This window comes from Flavobacterium anhuiense (assembly GCF_004151235.1).
GTDB lineage: Bacteria > Bacteroidota > Bacteroidia > Flavobacteriales > Flavobacteriaceae > Flavobacterium > Flavobacterium anhuiense_A.
On record NZ_JUIV01000017.1, the window covers coordinates 71,084 to 89,938 of the forward strand.

Genomic DNA, 18,855 nt, shown 5'->3' on the forward strand with positions numbered 1-18,855 from the left:
GCGTCTCCGCATCTTAGCGCCTTAAAAAAAAGAAGCAAGAAAAAAGAACCTTATTTCAATCCTCTCTTCCTGCTTCAAAAATATTATTTATTACCAATTTCCAAAGACCAAGAAAACTTAGAATCTTAGCACCTCAGGATCTTAGCAACTTAGTAATGCCATCTCACGAAAGCTTCCATTGCAGCATATGTAGCCAAACCTAATTGGTGATACAACTCAGCTGTTTCACGGTTTCTGTCTTCTGCTCTCTGCCAGAACTCTCTTGCGTCTGTTCCTTGGAAAACAACTCCGTCTTTTTGAGATTGGTGTTTGAAGATCCCGTGACGTTTTGCTAAAACTTGGTCTGGACTCATCGGAACTGCCATTTCAACTTCGTCAATTCCCCACTCTTGCCAAGCTCCACGGTATAACCATAACCAGCAATCGTTCATGAATTCTTTTGGTTTTAAAACTTTAACCGCTTCAAAAATTGCATCTAAACAAACTTTGTGTGTTCCGTGCGGATCAGCTAAATCTCCAGCTGCATAAATTTGGTGCGGTTTAATTTTTTCAATTAAATCAACTGTCAACTGAATATCTTCTGGTCCGATTGGTTTTTTCTCGATTGTTCCTGTTTCATAGAAAGGCAATTCCATAAAGTGAATTTGAGAATCTGGAAGACCCACAAAATAACTTGTAGCTCTCGCCTCTCCTTTTCTGATCAAACCTTTAATATAACGAACTTCTGGAATATCAATTTCGCTGTTCTTTTTGTTCTGTAAAAATGCTTCTGCTTTTTTGTAGATGTTATCTGCCTCCTCGCTTTTGATTCCGAATTTCTCGTTGTAATCAATTACGAATCTTGCAAAACGCAATGCTTCATCATCTGCCACTGCAATGTTTCCAGAAGTTTGGTACGCAACGTGCACTTCATGACCTTGCTCTTGCAAACGCATAAAAGTTCCTCCCATACTAATGATATCATCATCAGGGTGCGGGCTAAAAATCAACACACGTTTTCTAGCTGGTTCTGCTCTTTCAGGACGATTGGTATCATCTGAATTTGGTTTTCCACCTGGCCAACCTGTAATTGTATTTTGTAATTTATTAAAAATCTTAATATTAGTATCGTAAGCTGGACCTGAATCTGCTAACAAATCGCTCATACCGTTTTCGATATAATCAGCATCTGTAAGCATTAAAATTGGTTTTTTCAGATCTAATGCTAATCCTAAAACCGCTTTACGAGTTAATTTATCTGTCCAAACGATTTTCTCAACCAACCAAGGCTTGTTGATTCTCGTTAGTTTTGAAGAAGCTTCTTTATCCAAAACAAAAACCGCATTGTTGTGCTCTTGCAAGAAAGATGCAGGAACTCGGTTTGTAACTTCATCTTCAACAGATTTTTTTACAATATTTGCTTTTCCTTCACCCCAAGCTAATAAGATTACTCTTTTTGCTTCCATGATTTTTTTAACTCCAAGTGTAATAGCCGTTCTTGGCGTATTATTCAAACCAAAGAAATCTTTACTTGCCGCAACTCTTGTAATATGATCCAAAGCCACTAAACGAGTTTTAGAGTTTTGAAGCGAACCAGACTCGTTAAATCCGATATGTCCGTTTCCTCCAATTCCAAGAATCTGAAGATCGATTCCGCCTAAAGCTTCGATTTTTGCTTCATATTCGTGGCAATAATCTGCAATTTGCTCTTTTGTCAAAAGTCCGTCTGGAACGTGAGCGTTTTCAGGTAAAATATCGACATGATCAAACAAAAGTTCTTTCATGAAACGAACATAACTGTTGATTGAATTCGGTTCCATTGGATAATATTCATCCAAGTTAAAACTGATTACGTTTTTGAAACTCAAACCTTCTTCTTTGTGAAGGCGTACTAATTCAGCATATAATCCTTTTGGAGAAGAGCCTGTTGCCAAACCTAAAATACAAGGTTTTCCTTCTTTTTGTTTTTCTTTGATTAAAGCTGCAATTTCCTGCGCTACTTCTTTTGAAGCTTCTGTTGAGTTTTCAAAAACAACCGTATTGATGTTTTCGAATCGTTTTTCGAAACCTGTTGCTTTGTCGATTTTACTTTTTAACATGATATATTAATTTTTATTTTTTTCTTTCTGAACAAACCCATCGGTGAATATTTTTAACACAAGAAGCATAGTTTTATTTGCTTAATTAAAAAAGGCGTTTCACTAATTTAAATGCACATAGCTTATCTATGTGTGGAAACTAGTTTCTTTTACTCTCTTCTTTTTAAAGATAAAGTTCTATGTTTCTATGTGTTAATATTTACTTTTTTTTTTAATCACCCAATGTATTCTTCAACTACCATTTCCTGTATTTATGCCCTCTTACAGCATAAAACAAAATCATTGCATAAGAAGGCAGTAGCATTAAATACGCCAATTGATTACCGCTTTTTGAAACGTCCTGCATATTTTTTGCAAGATTTGCAGAATTGATGCTTTCAGTGATCATTCCATAGAATAATGGAAAAACCGCTCCACCAATAATTCCCATAATCAAAATAGCGCTTCCTATTTTTGTATAACCTCCTAAATCCTGCAAAGCCATTGGCCATATCGCTGGCCAGCATAATGCATTTGCCAATCCTAAAAGTGCTACTAAAAATATTACCACAGGTATATTTGGAGTCCTTGGCAATGCAATCATTATTTTTGGCGAAATCAAAACAATCGCTAAAACCAGCACCAAACCTAGCATTCCAGACACTTTTAAAGCTGTGACTTGAGAAACATATTTAGGAATCAAGACTATTCCAAGAACGTATCCAACAACCATTGCCGACATCGTAAATGATGTTAATTTTAGATAGAAATTTCCTTCTTCGCCGTAAACTCCCAATTGCTTTCCGAAAGCCCCAATAGAATCTCCCGCTAAAACTTCGGCAGATAAATACAGCATTAAAGTAATTACTCCTAAAACCAGTTGCGGGTGCTGAAAGGCATTTTTAATCTGTTTGAAAATACTCAATTCTGATACATTTCCTTCTTCATCCAAATCAATTTCTGGCAAAGGAGAAAATTTCACCATAAGAGCTAAAACAGTAATAATCAACCCCATATAAAGATACGGTGTTTGTAATTGTAATGCAAGAGAATTTAATGCGCTAGTTTTTGCTGCTTCATCCATCAAGGCAATTTTGTCTGCGGTAAAGTCTTGCATATTAGACAAAACCAAAACTGTTAGCACAATTGGCGCAACAAATCCTGCCAATTTATTTGCAATTCCTAAAACACTGATTCTTGCAGCAGCACTTTCTCTCGGCCCAATCACCACTACATACGGATTTGAAGCCGTCTGTAAAACTGCCAAACCAGTTCCCATTACAAACAAGGCTAATAAAAACAACAGAAATGTACGATTAGAAGCCGCTGGATAAAACATAAAAGCTCCCGCGGCAATAATCAATAGCCCTAAGGAAATTCCGTTTTTATATCCCACTTTTTCAATGATATATGAAGAAGGAACTGCCATTACGAAGTAGGCAATATAAAATGCGAAAGTCACAAAATAGGCTTGCGAAGAAGTTAGTTCGCAAGCTAATTCAAAAAACGGAATTAATGGTCCGTTAAGCCAGGTTACGAATCCTAGAATAAAAAACAATAAGGTTAAAATCACCATCGGAACAATGGTACTTTTTTTCTCTACTTGTAATGTACTTTGAATGTTTGTCATAATTTTTGGTTGATTTAGTTATAGATTTATTTAATTCAAAATCTAAATTAGAATCAACTCTCACATTATTGATTGCGTAATTTATGCAAATATCTGCATTTTTTTTGCAAAACAAAAGTACTACATTAAATTTCCTTATTCTCTAATTTAGATATGAAAGTTTTGTTAATTTTTGTTATTCCAATTTAAATCAGGATAATATTTTGCCAAATATGTTTTTACTTCGGCAATATCTTCTTTGGCAGTTAAGTCTGGAACGTGCTCAGAAAACGGAATTCCGACAGTAGTTTGCGGATTTTCCTTAACAGAGTTCAAAAGAACCGTTGGAAGTTCTTTTTCATCACGCTCTGGATGAACAGGACAATTTTTAAGATGTATATATAAGGTCTTGCCGTTAAACTTAAAAGCATTCATACTGACACGTATCTTACCTTCTGCATCTTTATATTGCTCCAAATCTTCTTCTGATGGCTTTTCTAAAATATCCAACAGCTGATTGTTTTGATCTAATTTTGCAATCGCAAAACGCGAAATACGCTCCAATGGAAAATCCATTGCATCACGATCATAACTAATAAAAGCGTTCGGACTTTCGGTTTCTCTCAAAGCACGCAATGCTTCAGCAGAATATAGATTATCACTATTACAAACCGAATAAAACTGCGAATTTAGTTCTGGATATTGCTCTACAGCCTGAAACAGAGCATCTGCAGTTCCAAAAGGCTTTACCCTTCCTTCTGGAATATATTGAACAGCAAATGAAATATTGAGTCCGTGAAAATCATTATCTTTCATTTTACTGCCGTAAAACTCCTTGAATAGTTCTCCTTGTTCTCCTATAACAATATATATGTTTTTATAGCCTGCTTTTTTAGCATTCCATAAAAGGTAATCCAAAAGAGGTCTTCCACTTGCGCCAACACCAATTAAACCTTTACTTCTTTCGTTGGCTTGCGCAATTTCTTCTGGAGATAAATTATTTGTAACCGCTTCTTTTTTCATACGAGAAGAAGCTCCGCCGGCTAAAATCACTAAACTGTCGTGCATTTTATTTTAATTTTCAATATTATCAATAATTCGTACTCCGGGATCAACGTTTACCGCATAAGCTTCCTGTGCTCCTGCCTCTAAAATCGCTTTAATAACCACATTTTCATTTTTTGGATCTGCAATTACCACGATACTTCCGCCGCCGCCTGAACCCACAATTTTTGCTCCGTATGCTCCAGCTTTCAATGCCGCATTAATCATAGCATCAATTCTCGGAACCGTAATTTTCAGCAAATCACGCAAAACTTCATGATGGCCATTCATTAAAGCACCAATTTTTTTAAGATCTAAAACTGGTTTTTCAAATTCTTTTAAAGCCTCTTTAGTATAAAGGTAATTCTTGATGGCTGCTTCAAAAAACGGAATCAGACGATCTGGAAGACAATTTCTGTATTTATCAACATCTTCAATTTCCGAAGCATTTAAATCAAACTGCGGATAATTGCGTTTAACCAAATCAATCGCCAATAAAGCATTTCCTTTCAATTCGCCAAGAAGCCCAATTGTTTCCTTTGGAACGCCCGAAACACCTGTAATCAATCCTTTCAATTCCGTACCTATAACATCAAAAGAAAAAGGCTTTTTAGTATTGATGTAAACAATATTTCCAACTCCAATACTAAAATGATCCATCATTCCGCCAGGTTCTCCGTGTTCCAAAACTTCAGATTCATAGCCTAATTTTGAAAGAAATTCAGGCGTAACTTCATGATCAATTCCAAAAGCTTCTATCAAGAAACGAATCCAAGCCATCAATAAAGCTGACGAACTCGATGTTCCAGAATTAATCGGAATATCTCCAGTAATTGTAATGGTGTAACCAGATGTCGGTTTACAGCCATATCTGCGTAAGACGCGCAATGAGGATGCAAAATAATCTCTTGGTTCTAATTTTTCGAAAGCCTCGTTGATATCGATAATCCGAATTTCATTAATATCAATCATATTCAGAACAAATGTTTCGGTCTGATTTTGTTTTGCAATTAATTTAATATTTCGATCTATCGCACAGGCTATAACAGGCAATCCTAAGTAGTCTTGATGATCTCCAAAAAGACAGGTTCGGCCGGGAGCTAATGACGTGATTTTTTTCACTTAAACACTTTGTATTAAAACGCTTCAATTCAACAAATTACAGCGCAAATTAGTTATAAATTTATTTTCGGTTTTCGGTTTTGATTTCACGAAACTAGAGATTATATTTTTATAAAACAAGAAAAAACATAAAAATGTGCTCGAACACATATTTTTTGTGTTCTCGAGCACATTTATTAATTCTTACAGAAAAATTACGTTTATTAAATCAAAGTTTTTATATTTGCTCATATGGATAAAAAGTACACAATTAAGGATATAGCACAAATGGCTGGAGTTTCTAAAGGAACTGTAGACCGCGTGCTGCACAACAGAGGAAAAGTCTCTCCTGCTGCACTCGAAAAAATCAATGAAGTTTTGAATGTTATTGATTACGAACCCAACTTAATTGCACGAAATTTAAAAAGCACCAAAGTTTACCGCATTTGTGTCTTGCTTCCAGATCCTGTATTTGACCCTTATTGGCTTCCGTGCGTTAATGGAATCCAAGATGCCATTAAAGAATTCAAAGCTTATAATGTTAACATAGAAATTCATTACTTTAATCCAGAAAGCACCAAATCGTTTCTAAAAACAAACGAAGCCATTGTAGCTCAATCGCCAGATGCTGTTTTACTAACTCCTCTTTTCCATAAAGAAACCTTAGAAATCATAAAACAATATGACGAATTGGGAATTATGGTAAATACTTTCAACAACCAGGTTGAATCTTCTTCTATAAAAAGTTTTGTTGGGCAAGATTTATATAAAAGCGGACGTGTTGCCGCGAGTTTAATGAATTTGATTCTTCCTAAAGGACAGATTGCGATTATCCATATTGATGAAAGCTTAAAAAATGCAGTTCACATGCAAGAAAAAGAGCGAGGTTTTAGAAGTTATTTTGACGAAAAAAATCTTTCTGATTTCTCTTTAACCACATTAAAGCTGAAATATTCCAACATTGAAACTAAACTGACGTCATTCTTGAACGAAAACCCAGATTTGAGTGGCGTTTTCATTACCACTTCGAAAGCTTATCAAATTGCTTCTTCCCTTTCCAATATAACAGACAAAAAAATTGTTTTGATTGGATATGATTTAATCGACAAGAACGTCAGCTATTTAAATCAGGGACTGGTTCACTTTTTAATTCATCAAAATCAGAAGAGACAGGCTTATTTAGGTGTTAGCACTTTAGCAGATCACTTTTTATTCAGAAAAGACATTCCAGAAACTATTTTACTTCCCATTGATATTATTAATGTCGAAAATGCTTCTTTTTATATCAGCTAAAAGTTTATGCCGCTAAGGCGCTAAGGCACGAAGTTTTTTTTCACTTTCAAAGTATAACTTGAATTGCCTCTAGCTTTAGCTGGAGGCAATTCATATTTCTTTTTTACTTTAAAAAAACTTTGCGTCTTAGCGTCTTAGTGGCAAATCACTTCACTAAAACAAACTTTCCAAAAGAAGATGCTATGTGAAAATTTGGTTCGGGAGTATTTGGATCTACCCACGTAATCCAAGTTGGTTCATAATTACCATTTTTATCTTTGGAGAATTTTGCCCTGTAAACACCTGTTTCGATAGTATTATTATGCAATAATCCTAATTCTTCTAAAGATGCAATACTAATTACCCCTGCAACCGTAAAAGAAACCTCATCTGCAGAAGATTCTAATTTAATTTGATTTTCAGGCCATTTCCATTCATAATCAAAAACTTTGCCTTGAAGAGCATGAAAGTCCAGTAATCTCGTCGAAGGATCGATTTCAAGACAGTAATATGGATTAAGCTTATCATTGCTTCTAAAAAAAAGCTCCACTCGATCTGAATTACAAATACTATCAACACTATTATCTTTTTGATCGATATAAACGTCTGCATCAAAAACTCTAAAGTTGAAATAGAAATTTTCTTGATCCCATAGCGCGCGAAATTCAATTTTCAAGACCGGTTCGTTATTCCACGGAGAAACAAAATCAGTTAAACAATCTGCTTTTTCCCAAAAAAAAGAATCTAAAATCTGAGTTTCATTCTTTTGATTTTTATCTATTATTTGTACTTGGTATTCTTTCAAAATTCTACTTCTTAAAATCTGTTAATTTTTCATTTTCAAAAAAAGGTCAAAATGACCATTAATTCATTTTACGTTTATGCCTTTTTTCTTCATGACCAATATAGTTTAAAAATTGAATTGAAAAACAAATCAAATTCATAATTAAATCTAAAACTTCACTCTTTTTCAACATAAGAAAAGACTGCTTAATTTTTACGTTTTTACATTAGTCATTGCGAAATTCATAAGTTTTTACAAAAAGAGCTTTTATTATTCAAAAAACAGTCAGTTTTAAGAGCTTCAGCATTTCTAAAACATTTTAAAAATATCTCATCTTTTTAAGTCTAAAAAAACGTTTCGCACAATTTTATGTGCTCGAGAACATAAATTTCGTGTGTTCGAGCACATTTTTTGTGTTTTTTCTTGTTTTATAAAAATATAATCTCTAGTTTCGTCAGAGATTAATCTTAAAACTAAGTTAATTATGCAAAATTTCAGGTGATTTTTAAGCTCAAAAAAAGAAGAAAAACAAACTAAACAAGCCGTGTTTAGGAGTAAAAAAAGAAGTCTCTGGTTTGCATAAAAAACAATTCAATCCAAACACAATCAAAAAGACAAAATGAATTTCCAGATCAAAAAAGAAATCTAAAACCTACAAACAAAGAAAAAACAATTAAACATTAACCAAAACCAATTCAAAGTATGAAATTATTAACCCAAAAAAAGCCAAGAGATTTTCGGATTAACAATTTATCCCGCAAAGAAATCGGAATAACAGTTCTCTCGTTATTAGTTTTTACATTTCAAGCTTCTGCAGCTTCTTCTATAAATATTTCAGACAAAACCAATACTGCACTATTTTTCGAAAAAACTGTAAAAGGTACAGTAGTAGACCAAAATGGAATGCCTCTTCCGGGTGCCAATGTTGTTGTAAAAGGCTCTAAAAAAGGCGTTCAGACTGATGTAGACGGAAGTTTTGCCATTACAGTTCCTGACAATGCCACAAAATTGGTGATTACTTATATTGGTATGGAAGATCAAGAAGTAAGCATTAGCAACGCTCCTCTAAAAATTGTCATGAAAGAAGCAGGACAAAAACTAGACGAGGTGGTGATTGGATACGGAAAATCGAAGAAAAAAGACCTTACAGGTTCTGTGAGTTCTCTTAGCAAAGACAATTTAAACTTAGGCGGAACGGTTGCCAATGTTGGACAAGCTCTTCAAGGACGCGCTTCTGGGGTACAAGTACAGCAAAACAGCTATGCACCAGGAACAAATCCGTCAGTAATAATTAGAGGAGGAAACTCAATCAATACTTCTAATGCTCCGTTATATGTTGTGGACGGATTCATTACTAGCACAGGAGCTTCTATTAGTCCAAATGACATTGAAAACATTCAGATTCTTAAAGATGCCGCTTCTACTGCAATTTACGGTGCTCGTGGAGGAAATGGGGTAATTTTGATTACAACTAAAAAAGGAAAAGCGGGAAAAATGAATGTTGAGGCGGAGATTTCTGATGGTTTTCAGAATATCATAAAAGAGCCTTCTTTAATGACTGGACAGCAATATGCCGATTATCAAAATGCTCTTAATGCTGAAAACGGACGACCTCCACTTTTCCCTTCAAGCTTTCCTGTTGCCAACACTAACTGGTTTGACGCCGCAACTCGTCCTGGAGAAGTGCTTAACAGAACACTTACTTTTAGCGGAAGCGACCAAACTTCAAAATTCTTTCTTTCTGGAAACTATTTAAAACAAACTGGAGCTATCGTAAACACTGATTTTGAAAGATATAGTGTGAGAATGGGAGCAGAAAAGAAATTCAACGATAAGCTAAACATGGGAATGAATGCTTATGGCGCTGTGGCTGAAGGAAATAATAGTGATTTTGGCGATAATATTTTATCTCCAATGTTCTCAATCCAGACTGCTCCACCGGCTATTCCAATTTACAATGCAGATGGTTCGTATTACAAATTTCAAGGAAAAGATAATGCATTAGCACTTTTACTTGAACCAACAGACCATACAATCAACAGATTGGTAAACGGAAATATGTTTTTGGATTATCAGATCATTAAAGGTTTAACATACCATTTTGGTGCTGGTGCTGAATGGCAAGAAAATATTCAAGGAAAATATACTCCAAGTACATTAGTAGCAGGAGCTGCGTTAAAAGGTTCTGGTTCTGAAGAAAATAAAACCTATTTCAGATGGAGCACGGAACAGTATTTGACGTATAAATTTGACATCAAAGAAGTACATTCGATTACTGCCATGATTGGTACTTCGAACCAAAAAGATACTTATGAAAGAGTAAGAGCGGCTGGTACAGGTTTCTCTAGCGACTTGTTGACTTATTACAATCTGCAAGGTGCTTCAATTTATTTAAAACCTGAAACAGAAAAAACAGAAACGAAATTGACTTCTTATTTTGGAAGGTTAAATTATGCTTTCAACGATAAATACTTAGCCACTTTCACTATTAGAAAAGACGGTTCTTCTCGTTTTGGACCAAACAATAGATTTGGTATTTTCCCTTCTGGGGCTGTTGCTTGGAAAATTTCTAACGAATCTTTTATGCAAAACGTAAAAGCAATTTCTGAACTTAAATTGAGAGCAAGTTACGGTATTACAGGTAGTGATGGTATTGGAGACTACTCTTACATGAGCCGCTTGTCTTCTTGGGGTGTTACTATTGCTCCAGATGAATTTGTTGCAGGAACAGAACCGGCCAACTTAGCTAACCCAAATCTAAAATGGGAACAAACTGCTCAGACTGATATCGGTTTAGATTTAGGTCTATTTAATGACAAACTTTCAATTACATTCGATTACTATAAAAAAAGAACGACAGATGCCCTTTTAAATGTTCCTGTTGGAGGATGGTGGGGATTTGGCACTCAAAGAGTTAATGCGGGTGTTATTGACAACCAAGGTATTGAGCTAGGAATTAGCACTACAAATTTTAGAACTGATAAATTTACTTGGACTACCTCATTAAATGTTGCTTACAATAAACAAGAAGTGGTATCTCTTGCTGATAATGTTAAAATCATTAGTACAAACACTTCTAACCCAAGCGGAACGGTTTCTGGACAAGAATTTACAAGATTGGAGCCTGGAAAAGAAATGGGAGTTTTATTTGGATATAAATATGCAGGAGTTATCAAAACGGGAGAAACTTATGCTCCTCAGCCATTATCTGCTCCTGGAGATCCTAAATATGTAGATGTTGATGGCGATGGTCAAATTACAGCAAAAGACAGAACCTATTTAGGGAATACTATTCCTCATTATGTAGCAGGTTTCAATAACGATTTTAAGTATAGAAATTTCGATATGAATATCTTTTTCCAAGGCGCTTTTGATTATTCAGTTTACAATATGACTAAAATGGTTGGCGAGTCTTCTACAAGCACAGATGCGTTAAACCGATGGGTTGCTGGTAAAAACGAAAACACTGATATTCCTAGAGATGGTTATTACAAAAGCACTTACGGAAGTTATGTGAATTCTAAATTTGTTGAAGAAGCTTCTTACTTACGTTTAAAAAATGTTTCTATCGGATATACAATTCCTGAAAGCGCATTAAAAACGGTGAAATTTATTGATAGCATCAGATTATATGCAATCGGACAAAATTTATTGACGATTACAAATTATTCTGGAAATGATCCTGAGGTAAACGGACACTCTACGAACAATTTAGGTGGTGGTATCGATTTTAACTCATTCCCAGCTTCAAGAACTTTTATACTTGGAATTAAAGTAGCAATTCACTAGTCTAAAATGCTTTACAGTAACATTAAATTGATTAAAATGAAAAAATATACAATCTTATTACTTTTACTTGCCGCTGGAACACAAGTTTCTTGCAATCAGGATCTTGATCCCACGGTATATAGCAGCTTGACTAATACCAATGGGTATCAGACAAAATCGGATGCTATTGCGGCTATCAATTCCATTTATGGAAGATTAAAAGGACCATCTGTAGGCGATAACTTTTCTTATTGGGCTACAAGACACTTTGCTTTAACTGATATTGCTACAGATTTAGGACACTGCCAATTTGGAGGAGATCCAGGGCAATTATCATTAGGCACTTGGAACTCAGCAAACGGTCTTTTGAAAGAAGACTGGAACGCAATGTACAAATTGATTGCAAATGCCAATAATGCCATTTTCAACATTACCCCAATGGCTGGCATTACAGCCGCAGAAAAAGCACAATTTATCGCAGAAGCTAAATTCTTAAGATGTTCTGCTTACATGGATTTGACCGATTCTTGGGGACCAGTAATTCTAATTACTGAAGCTAACTTAGGAAACCCTGGGTATTTAGATCAAACTCCGCCTTCGTCTGTTGAAGAAATCGATGCTTTCATGATTAAAGAATTGACTGAAGCTGCTGATGTTCTTCCTGTTAATTACAAAAACAATGCTATTTATGGTACAAATGATGTAGGACGCGCTACAAAAGGTGCTGCACTTACATTATTAGCAAAATTATACTTGCGAAGCCACGATTGGCAAAAAGTAGTTACTTATACGCAAAAAGTAATGGATTTGCACGAATACAGCCTATATCCTTCTTACTTAGGTTTGTTTAAAGAAAGCAACAAATGGTGCAGCGAAAACATCTTTTCTTCTTTGAGTGACGCCAACACAAATGGAACGGAGTTATTAAACCACTTTGGCCCTGTTGATCACCCAGTTGTTCAAAACAGATGGCAGTATTATACTGTAAACTGGGATTTCTACAACACTTTTGGTGATGAAGATGAGAGAAAACAATGCTTTTTTCCAGAATTTATGGGTACAGATGGATTATTGCACAAACAAGCTCCATACTTAGGCGCTCAACCACCAGCTGGAGAACTGTATATGCAAGACGTTTCTACAAAAAAATATGCTGATGATGAAACGACTACTTATTATGATGGCCATAGTGTAAATATCCTTCGTTATGCTGATGTTTTGTTAAGTAGAGCTGAAGCCTTAAATGAAATCAGCGGGCCAACACAGGAAGCCATAGATCTTATCAACCAAGTAAAAGGAAGATCACATGCAAAACTTCTGGTTTTATCAGATCATACTCAAACTAGTTTAAGAGATGCTATTTTACAAGAAAGAGGTTGGGAGCTTTTCTACGAAGGAAAACGCCGTTCTGACTTAATTAGAATGAACAAATATGATGTTTTGGTAAATGCATACCACCTTAGAGTTGGAGAAGCAGCTTTAATAAAAATGCCGCAAAACAAATATTATACGTATCCACAAAGTCAGGTTGACCTTAATCCAAATTTAAGCAACGCCGACAGACAATAAGAATATCCAATCAAGAATAGACAGTTAAATGTCTGTCTATTCTTGATTATTTATAACAATAAAAGTACTTTTCTGTTTCACAAAAGAAGCTTTTCAGATGATCAAAAAATTAATATTAAAAGGAAGTTTTATTTTAGCGCTGCTTACTTTGGCGAGTTGTTCTAAAAACCAAATTATCTCCAATATCAATATTGGCACTCATGGCAACAACGAATTGAAAATTCAGATCGATGTTACTACGAATGACCAAGCTCAGGTATATGCAGAATATTGGTCGGACAAAGAAGGAACTCAAAATAAAATGACCTCTCCTATTTCAAAATCTGGTATTAAACATTCGTTGGTACTTTGCAACGTTACTCCAGAAACCAATTATAATTTTCAATTAATTACGGTTCAAGGAGGCGATAAACAAACCAGCAAAGTTTATACTTTCAAATCTAGAAAACTTCCAGAATGGCTACAGAAACAATTTAAAGCCAATTGTCCGAAAGCAGAATTATTACCTGAAAATTTCAAAAAAGGATTTTTGCTTTTAGCGAAAAGAGAAACTCCTGGAACTGCTTATATTGTTGATTATAAAGGAAATTTGAGATGGTATCATACGCTTGAAGGAACTGGGTTTAAAGTTACTCATTTTACAAAAGATCAAACAATCCTTTCTATTTTGGGTACAAATGACGAACCAACCAGCTACGGAAGCGAGATTCTTGAAATCAATCTTCAAGGCGATACTTTAACTCACATCAAAAAAGGTGACGGTGATTTAAAACAAGTCATTCACCATGAAATCATAAAAAAATCGGCTGACGAAATTGTCGCTTTAACTGTCGAGCAAAAAATAATCGATTTAACTTCTATTGGAGGAAAAAAGCAAGACACGATCAATGGTGACGGAATTATAATTTTAAATAAAAAAGGAAAACAACTCTGGAAATGGAGTGTTTTTGATGACTTAGATCCATTTAAAGACAAAAATTTATTAAAGAACAAGAAAGACTGGACTCATGCCAATAGTTTAAGCTACGATGCAGATGGAAATTTTTTAATCTCATTTTATAATAACGGCCAGATTTGGAAAATCAATTCGAAAACTGGAAAAGTAATCTGGAAATTAGGAAAAGGCGGCACAATGAAAATGGCTCCAAACACTAATTTCTCTCAGGCACACGCCGCACACATCGATCAAGATGACAGTTTATTGTTTTTTGACAATGGCGTAGATATCAAACAATCTTCTGTTTTTGCCTTAAAAGTAGACGAAAAAAGCAATTCAGTAAAACTGGATTTTCATATAAAATTACCAAAAGATATTTACAACGATAGAATGGGAAGCGCTTATATGATTAACAAAGATGCCATATTAGTTTGCTGCTCAAAAAGACATATTACAGTTTTAACCAATAAAAAAGGTGTTTTATTATGGGCTTTAGAATCTGAAATTCCGCCATACAGAATCATCTTTATTCCTGAAGAAAAATTAAAACCTTTTCTTCTTAATTAAAGAAATGATTTCCTGCAAGGTTTTAAAAACCTTGTAGGTATAAATTTAGAAAAATACCTAACAGGTTTTAAAAACCTGTTAGAATAAAAATAATAGACATGAAAAAAACAATTCTTATCGGACTTTTTTCAGCATTTTCAGTTGCTGTTTTCAATTCCTGCAACAAATCAAATTCTCAAACTTTAGCTTCAAAAACAATTGAAGAAAAAGAAGACGAAGAAGGCTATATTACAATTGATACTTCTGAGATTCCAGACGATCAATTTGGAGAATCGGTTCGCTATGGAAGAGAATTAATGATGAAAACGGCTTATTATATTGGTCCAAACGGAAAAAACGGACAATATTTGGGCAATAAAATGAACTGCACCAACTGCCATCAAGATGCAGGAACAAAACCTCATGCGTTCAATTTGATGTCTTCACACGATAATTATCCACAATATCGCGGGCGCGAAAACAAAGTTCTTACATTGGCAGAAAGAGTTAATAACTGCATTATGCGCCCGCATTCTGGAAAACCACTTCCGCTGGATAGTAAAGAAATGGTGGCGTTTTTATCTTATTTTAAATGGATTAGCAAATTTGTTCCAAAAGATGGTAATTTTAAAGGAGCTAAAAATTTAGAAATCGAATTTCCAGATGTTGCTGCAAGTCCAGAAAGAGGGAAAGTTTTATTTGCCGAAAACTGCGCAAGATGCCACGGAAATAATGGTGAAGGTGTTTACAATGCCGACAAATCGGGTTACACCTATCCTCCACTTTGGGGCGAATATGGATATCAGCCAGGTTCAAGCATGCACCGCGTCATTAAACAGGCGCAATGGCTAAAAAGCAATATGCCTTACGATAAAGTACTGCTTGGAAAACCATATCTTACAGACAAACAAGCGCTTGACATTGCAGCTTATGTAAATGACGATTCACAGCATAAAAGACCAAACCCAAAAACGTTTGATTATCCAAATAAAATGGGCAAACCTATCGATTATGCACACAGTCCATTTCAAGATAATTTTTCGGAAGAGCAGCACAAATACGGACCTTACAAACCGATTATTGCTTACTGGAAAAAACAAGGATGGAAAGCCGTTTACTAAACTCAAAATATACTATTTAACTGATTATACAATACAATGAAACTAAACCTAAACAACACAACGCTTTTAAACAGAATACTGATAATGTGTTTGATCACAATCAGCATTCCTCTAACTGCACAAATAAAATATTCAGACGGAAACGACAGCTGGAATCCGAATCAATTAGGAAATCACCGTGCTGTAATTGCCTTTTCTGGGGCTGGAAATGTTGCTAAAACGACAATCGAATGGCGAAGAAGAGACACCAATCCAGAACTTAAAAAAATTATCGTTCAGGATGCGTCTGGAAAAGAAATTCAGAACATCAAAACCGAAAATATCAATAGAGAAAACGGTACTATTTTCTTTGAACCTATTTCAGGCAAAGGAACTTATTACGTTTATTATATGCCTTATGTTGATGAAGGAACTGCAAATTATCCAAAAGGAATTTATCAAAAACCTGAAGATAAAGCTAATACTGAATGGGTTTCTAAAATCAAAAGCAATTTTAAAGAAAATGCTGCTGTAACAGAAATCCAAAGTGTAAATGCTTTCAATAGTTTTTATCCGATGGAAGTGATTGCAACGGCATCTGAAACTTCAGCTATTGTGGCAAAAAACAGCGGAAATTCATTTTTAGTTTTCCCAGAAGATAGAGAACATTCAATCAAATTAAAATCAGATTTACCGCAAAGATGGATTCAGAAAGGCGTTCAAAACAGTTTTTCTGATACGGCAATGAAAGGGGAATATTTAGCTTTTCAATTAGGAGTTTACGCGCTTGAAGATTTAAAAAATGTAAAAGTATCTTTCACCAATTTAGTAAGCACAACTGGAGCGACAATAGAAGCGAAAGACATCAGCTGTATCAACACTGATGGAACTCGATATGACGGCACTCCTTTTACAAATACGGTTTCAGTTTCAAAAGGAAAAATTCAGGCTATGTGGTGCGGTATCGATGTTCCACAAACTGCTGCTGCTGGAACATACAACGGAAAAGCAACCGTAACGGCTGACGGAAAATCAAAAGAAATCAATCTTCAAATTATTGTTTCTAACGAAGTAACAAAAAATGGAGGCATTGACAGTCCTGAAAAAATGACGCGTTTAAAATGGTTGAATTCGACATTAGCACAAGAAAATACAGTTATTGCGCCTTATACTCCATTAACAGTAAACAATTCTGAAATTGCTTTATTAGGAAGAAAACTAACTTTAGCTGCAAACGGATTCCCAGCGCAAATTCAGACGTTCTTTACGCCTGAAATGACTTCTGTTACAGCAAAAGCAAATGACATTTTAAGTTCTCCAATCGATTTTCATTTTGTTGACGCTTCTGGAAAAGAAGTGCAATGGAAAAATAGCGGTGTAAAATTTACTAAAAAAGAAGCTGGAACGGTTTCTTGGGAAAATACTTCTACATCAAAATCAGTTCAAATGGATGTAAACGCTTCTGTTGAATTTGATGGTTTTGTACATTATACAGTAAAAGTTACCGCTCTTGAAGATGTTGCTTTTAATGACATTAATTTCCAAATGCCGATGCAACCGACTTCTGCAAAATACATGATGGGATTAGGTCAAAAAGGTGGAGATCGTCCTGCAACTTTTGACTGGAAATGGGATGTGGCTCATAAAAATCAAGATGGCGCTTGGATTGGTGCGGTAAACTCTGGATTGCAATTTTCATTGAGAGACGAAAAATACAGCCGTCCGTTAAACACGAATTTCTATTTGCAAAAACCTTTACTATTGCCAACTTCTTGGGGCAACGAAAATAAAGGTGGAATTACGATTACGCCAAATCAAAAATCGGTTGTAGTAAATGCGTATAGCGGCGCTAGAACAATGAAAAAGGGAGATGTTTTATACTATAACTTCAACTTGTTAATTACACCATTCCATACAATAAATACCGATTTTCAATGGGATACTAAGTTTTACCACAAATACAGTCCGATCGATTCAATCGCAAAAACTGGTGCAACGGTAATCAATATTCATCATGCAAATGCAATCAATCCGTATATCAATTATCCTTTTATCGAATTTAAAAAGATGAAAACGTATATCGATGAAGCACATGAAAAAGGATTAAAAGTAAAAATCTATAATACGGTTAGAGAGGTTTCTAACAAAGCTTATGAGACTTTCGCTTTAAGAAGTTTAGGTCACGAAATTTATTCTCCAGGAAAAGGAGGCGGATTCTCTTGGTTGCAAGAACACGTTGGAGACGATTATATCGCAGCTTGGTTTGTTCCTGAAATTAAAGATGCTGCAATCGTAAATAGCGGCATGAACCGTTGGCACAATTATTATGTGGAAGGAATGAATTGGCTGACTCAAAATGTTGGTATCGACGGAATTTATCTAGACGACGTTGCTTTTGACAGAATCACGATGAAACGTATCAAAAGAGTTTTGACTAAAGATGGTCATCCTGGAATTATCGATTTACATAGTGCGAACCAATACAACAAAAGTGACGGATTTAATAACAGTGCCAACTTGTACATGGAGCACTTTCCATACATCAATAAATTATGGTTTGGAGAATATTTTGATTACCAAAAAAATCAGCCTGACTTTTTCTTGACTGAGGTAAGCGGAATTCCGTTTGGATTAATGGGAGAAATGCTTCAAGATGGTGGAAATCCGTGGAGAGGAATGGTTTACGGAATGACAAACAGATTACCTTGGAGCGACGGTGCTGACCCAAGAAATATCTGGAAACTTTGGGATTCTTTCGGAATTAAAGGTTCTGAAATGATTGGATATTGGAGCGAAAACTGTCCAGTAAAAACAAACAACGATAAAGTTCTAGCAACAGTTTACAAAAAGAACGGAACAGCTTTAATTTCAATTGCAAGCTGGGCAGATGCTGATGTAAATGTGAAACTAAACATCGACTGGAAAAAACTAGGAATCAATCCTGCAAAAGCAACGATTACTGCTCCAGAAGTTACCAATTTCCAGCCTGCAAAAACGTTCACAACAAAAGACGAAATACCAGTTTCTAAAGGAAAAGGCTGGTTGTTGATTGTGAAGTAATCAACAAT

At 35.1% G+C, this 18,855-nt stretch carries 11 protein-coding genes; 6 read left to right on the forward strand and 5 right to left on the reverse strand.

Translation table 11 applies throughout. The features are described from left to right. Positions 1–149: 149 nt before the first annotated feature. The 4 genes from nagB to NU08_RS17665 form a co-directional block, all read right to left on the reverse strand. A complete protein-coding gene (gene nagB, locus NU08_RS17650; RefSeq protein WP_129748427.1) occupies positions 150–2,078 on the reverse strand; it encodes a glucosamine-6-phosphate deaminase in 1,929 nt (642 codons plus the stop codon). 235 nt (positions 2,079–2,313) lie between these two features. Beyond that, on the reverse strand, positions 2,314–3,687 hold the full coding sequence (locus NU08_RS17655) for a sugar MFS transporter (protein WP_129748428.1): 1,374 nt from the start codon (positions 3,685–3,687) through the stop codon (positions 2,314–2,316). Positions 3,688–3,852: 165 nt separating this feature from the next. Continuing rightward, the gene (locus NU08_RS17660; protein WP_129748429.1) at positions 3,853–4,734 is read right to left on the reverse strand and encodes a sugar phosphate nucleotidyltransferase; all 882 of its coding nucleotides are present in this window, start codon (positions 4,732–4,734) and stop codon (positions 3,853–3,855) included. A gap of 6 nt (positions 4,735–4,740) precedes the next feature. Then, positions 4,741–5,832, reverse strand: a complete 1,092-nt coding sequence (locus NU08_RS17665; protein ID WP_129748430.1) for a mevalonate kinase — start codon at positions 5,830–5,832, stop codon at positions 4,741–4,743. Positions 5,833–6,063: 231 nt separating this feature from the next. Here NU08_RS17665 and NU08_RS17670 point away from each other — a divergent pair, with 231 nt between their 5' ends. Beyond that, the gene (locus NU08_RS17670) at positions 6,064–7,104 is read left to right on the forward strand and encodes a LacI family DNA-binding transcriptional regulator (RefSeq protein WP_129748431.1); all 1,041 of its coding nucleotides are present in this window, start codon (positions 6,064–6,066) and stop codon (positions 7,102–7,104) included. A 145-nt stretch (positions 7,105–7,249) separates the two neighbouring features. On the opposite strand, the gene NU08_RS17675 is transcribed toward NU08_RS17670, so the two are convergent. Next, positions 7,250–7,888, reverse strand: a complete 639-nt coding sequence (locus tag NU08_RS17675; RefSeq protein ID WP_129748432.1) for a carbohydrate-binding family 9-like protein — start codon at positions 7,886–7,888, stop codon at positions 7,250–7,252. 681 nt (positions 7,889–8,569) lie between these two features. Here NU08_RS17675 and NU08_RS17680 point away from each other — a divergent pair. The 5 genes from NU08_RS17680 to NU08_RS17700 all read left to right on the forward strand — a co-directional run bounded on the left by NU08_RS17680 (position 8,570) and on the right by NU08_RS17700 (position 18,847). Continuing rightward, positions 8,570–11,656 (forward strand): SusC/RagA family TonB-linked outer membrane protein, encoded by a 3,087-nt coding sequence (locus NU08_RS17680; RefSeq protein WP_129748433.1) that lies wholly within the window; start codon positions 8,570–8,572, stop codon positions 11,654–11,656. A 36-nt stretch (positions 11,657–11,692) separates the two neighbouring features. Further along, complete coding sequence (locus NU08_RS17685; RefSeq protein ID WP_129748434.1) at positions 11,693–13,204, forward strand: RagB/SusD family nutrient uptake outer membrane protein; 1,512 nt, start codon at positions 11,693–11,695, stop codon at positions 13,202–13,204. A gap of 97 nt (positions 13,205–13,301) precedes the next feature. Continuing rightward, on the forward strand, positions 13,302–14,708 hold the full coding sequence (locus tag NU08_RS17690; RefSeq protein WP_129748435.1) for an aryl-sulfate sulfotransferase: 1,407 nt from the start codon (positions 13,302–13,304) through the stop codon (positions 14,706–14,708). A gap of 98 nt (positions 14,709–14,806) precedes the next feature. Continuing rightward, positions 14,807–15,808 carry a c-type cytochrome gene (locus NU08_RS17695; protein WP_129748436.1) on the forward strand — a complete coding sequence of 334 codons (1,002 nt, stop codon included), beginning with the start codon at positions 14,807–14,809 and terminating at the stop codon, positions 15,806–15,808. A gap of 36 nt (positions 15,809–15,844) precedes the next feature. Beyond that, entirely contained in the window at positions 15,845–18,847 is a 3,003-nt protein-coding gene (locus NU08_RS17700) for a glycoside hydrolase domain-containing protein (RefSeq protein ID WP_242502588.1), read from the forward strand. The last annotated feature ends 8 nt before the right edge of the window (positions 18,848–18,855 follow it).

What these genes read in the sequence shown, in the direction of transcription:
- nagB (WP_129748427.1), bottom strand. Translation starts at nt 2,078, where the DNA reads ATGTTAAAAAGTAAAATCGACAAAGCAACAGGTTTCGAAAAACGATTC.
- NU08_RS17655 (WP_129748428.1), bottom strand. Translation starts at nt 3,687, where the DNA reads ATGACAAACATTCAAAGTACATTACAAGTAGAGAAAAAAAGTACCATT.
- NU08_RS17660 (WP_129748429.1), bottom strand. Translation starts at nt 4,734, where the DNA reads ATGCACGACAGTTTAGTGATTTTAGCCGGCGGAGCTTCTTCTCGTATG.
- NU08_RS17670 (WP_129748431.1), top strand. Translation starts at nt 6,064, where the DNA reads ATGGATAAAAAGTACACAATTAAGGATATAGCACAAATGGCTGGAGTT.
- NU08_RS17680 (WP_129748433.1), top strand. Translation starts at nt 8,570, where the DNA reads ATGAAATTATTAACCCAAAAAAAGCCAAGAGATTTTCGGATTAACAAT.
- NU08_RS17685 (WP_129748434.1), top strand. Translation starts at nt 11,693, where the DNA reads ATGAAAAAATATACAATCTTATTACTTTTACTTGCCGCTGGAACACAA.
- NU08_RS17690 (WP_129748435.1), top strand. Translation starts at nt 13,302, where the DNA reads ATGATCAAAAAATTAATATTAAAAGGAAGTTTTATTTTAGCGCTGCTT.
- NU08_RS17695 (WP_129748436.1), top strand. Translation starts at nt 14,807, where the DNA reads ATGAAAAAAACAATTCTTATCGGACTTTTTTCAGCATTTTCAGTTGCT.
- NU08_RS17700 (WP_242502588.1), top strand. Translation starts at nt 15,845, where the DNA reads ATGAAACTAAACCTAAACAACACAACGCTTTTAAACAGAATACTGATA.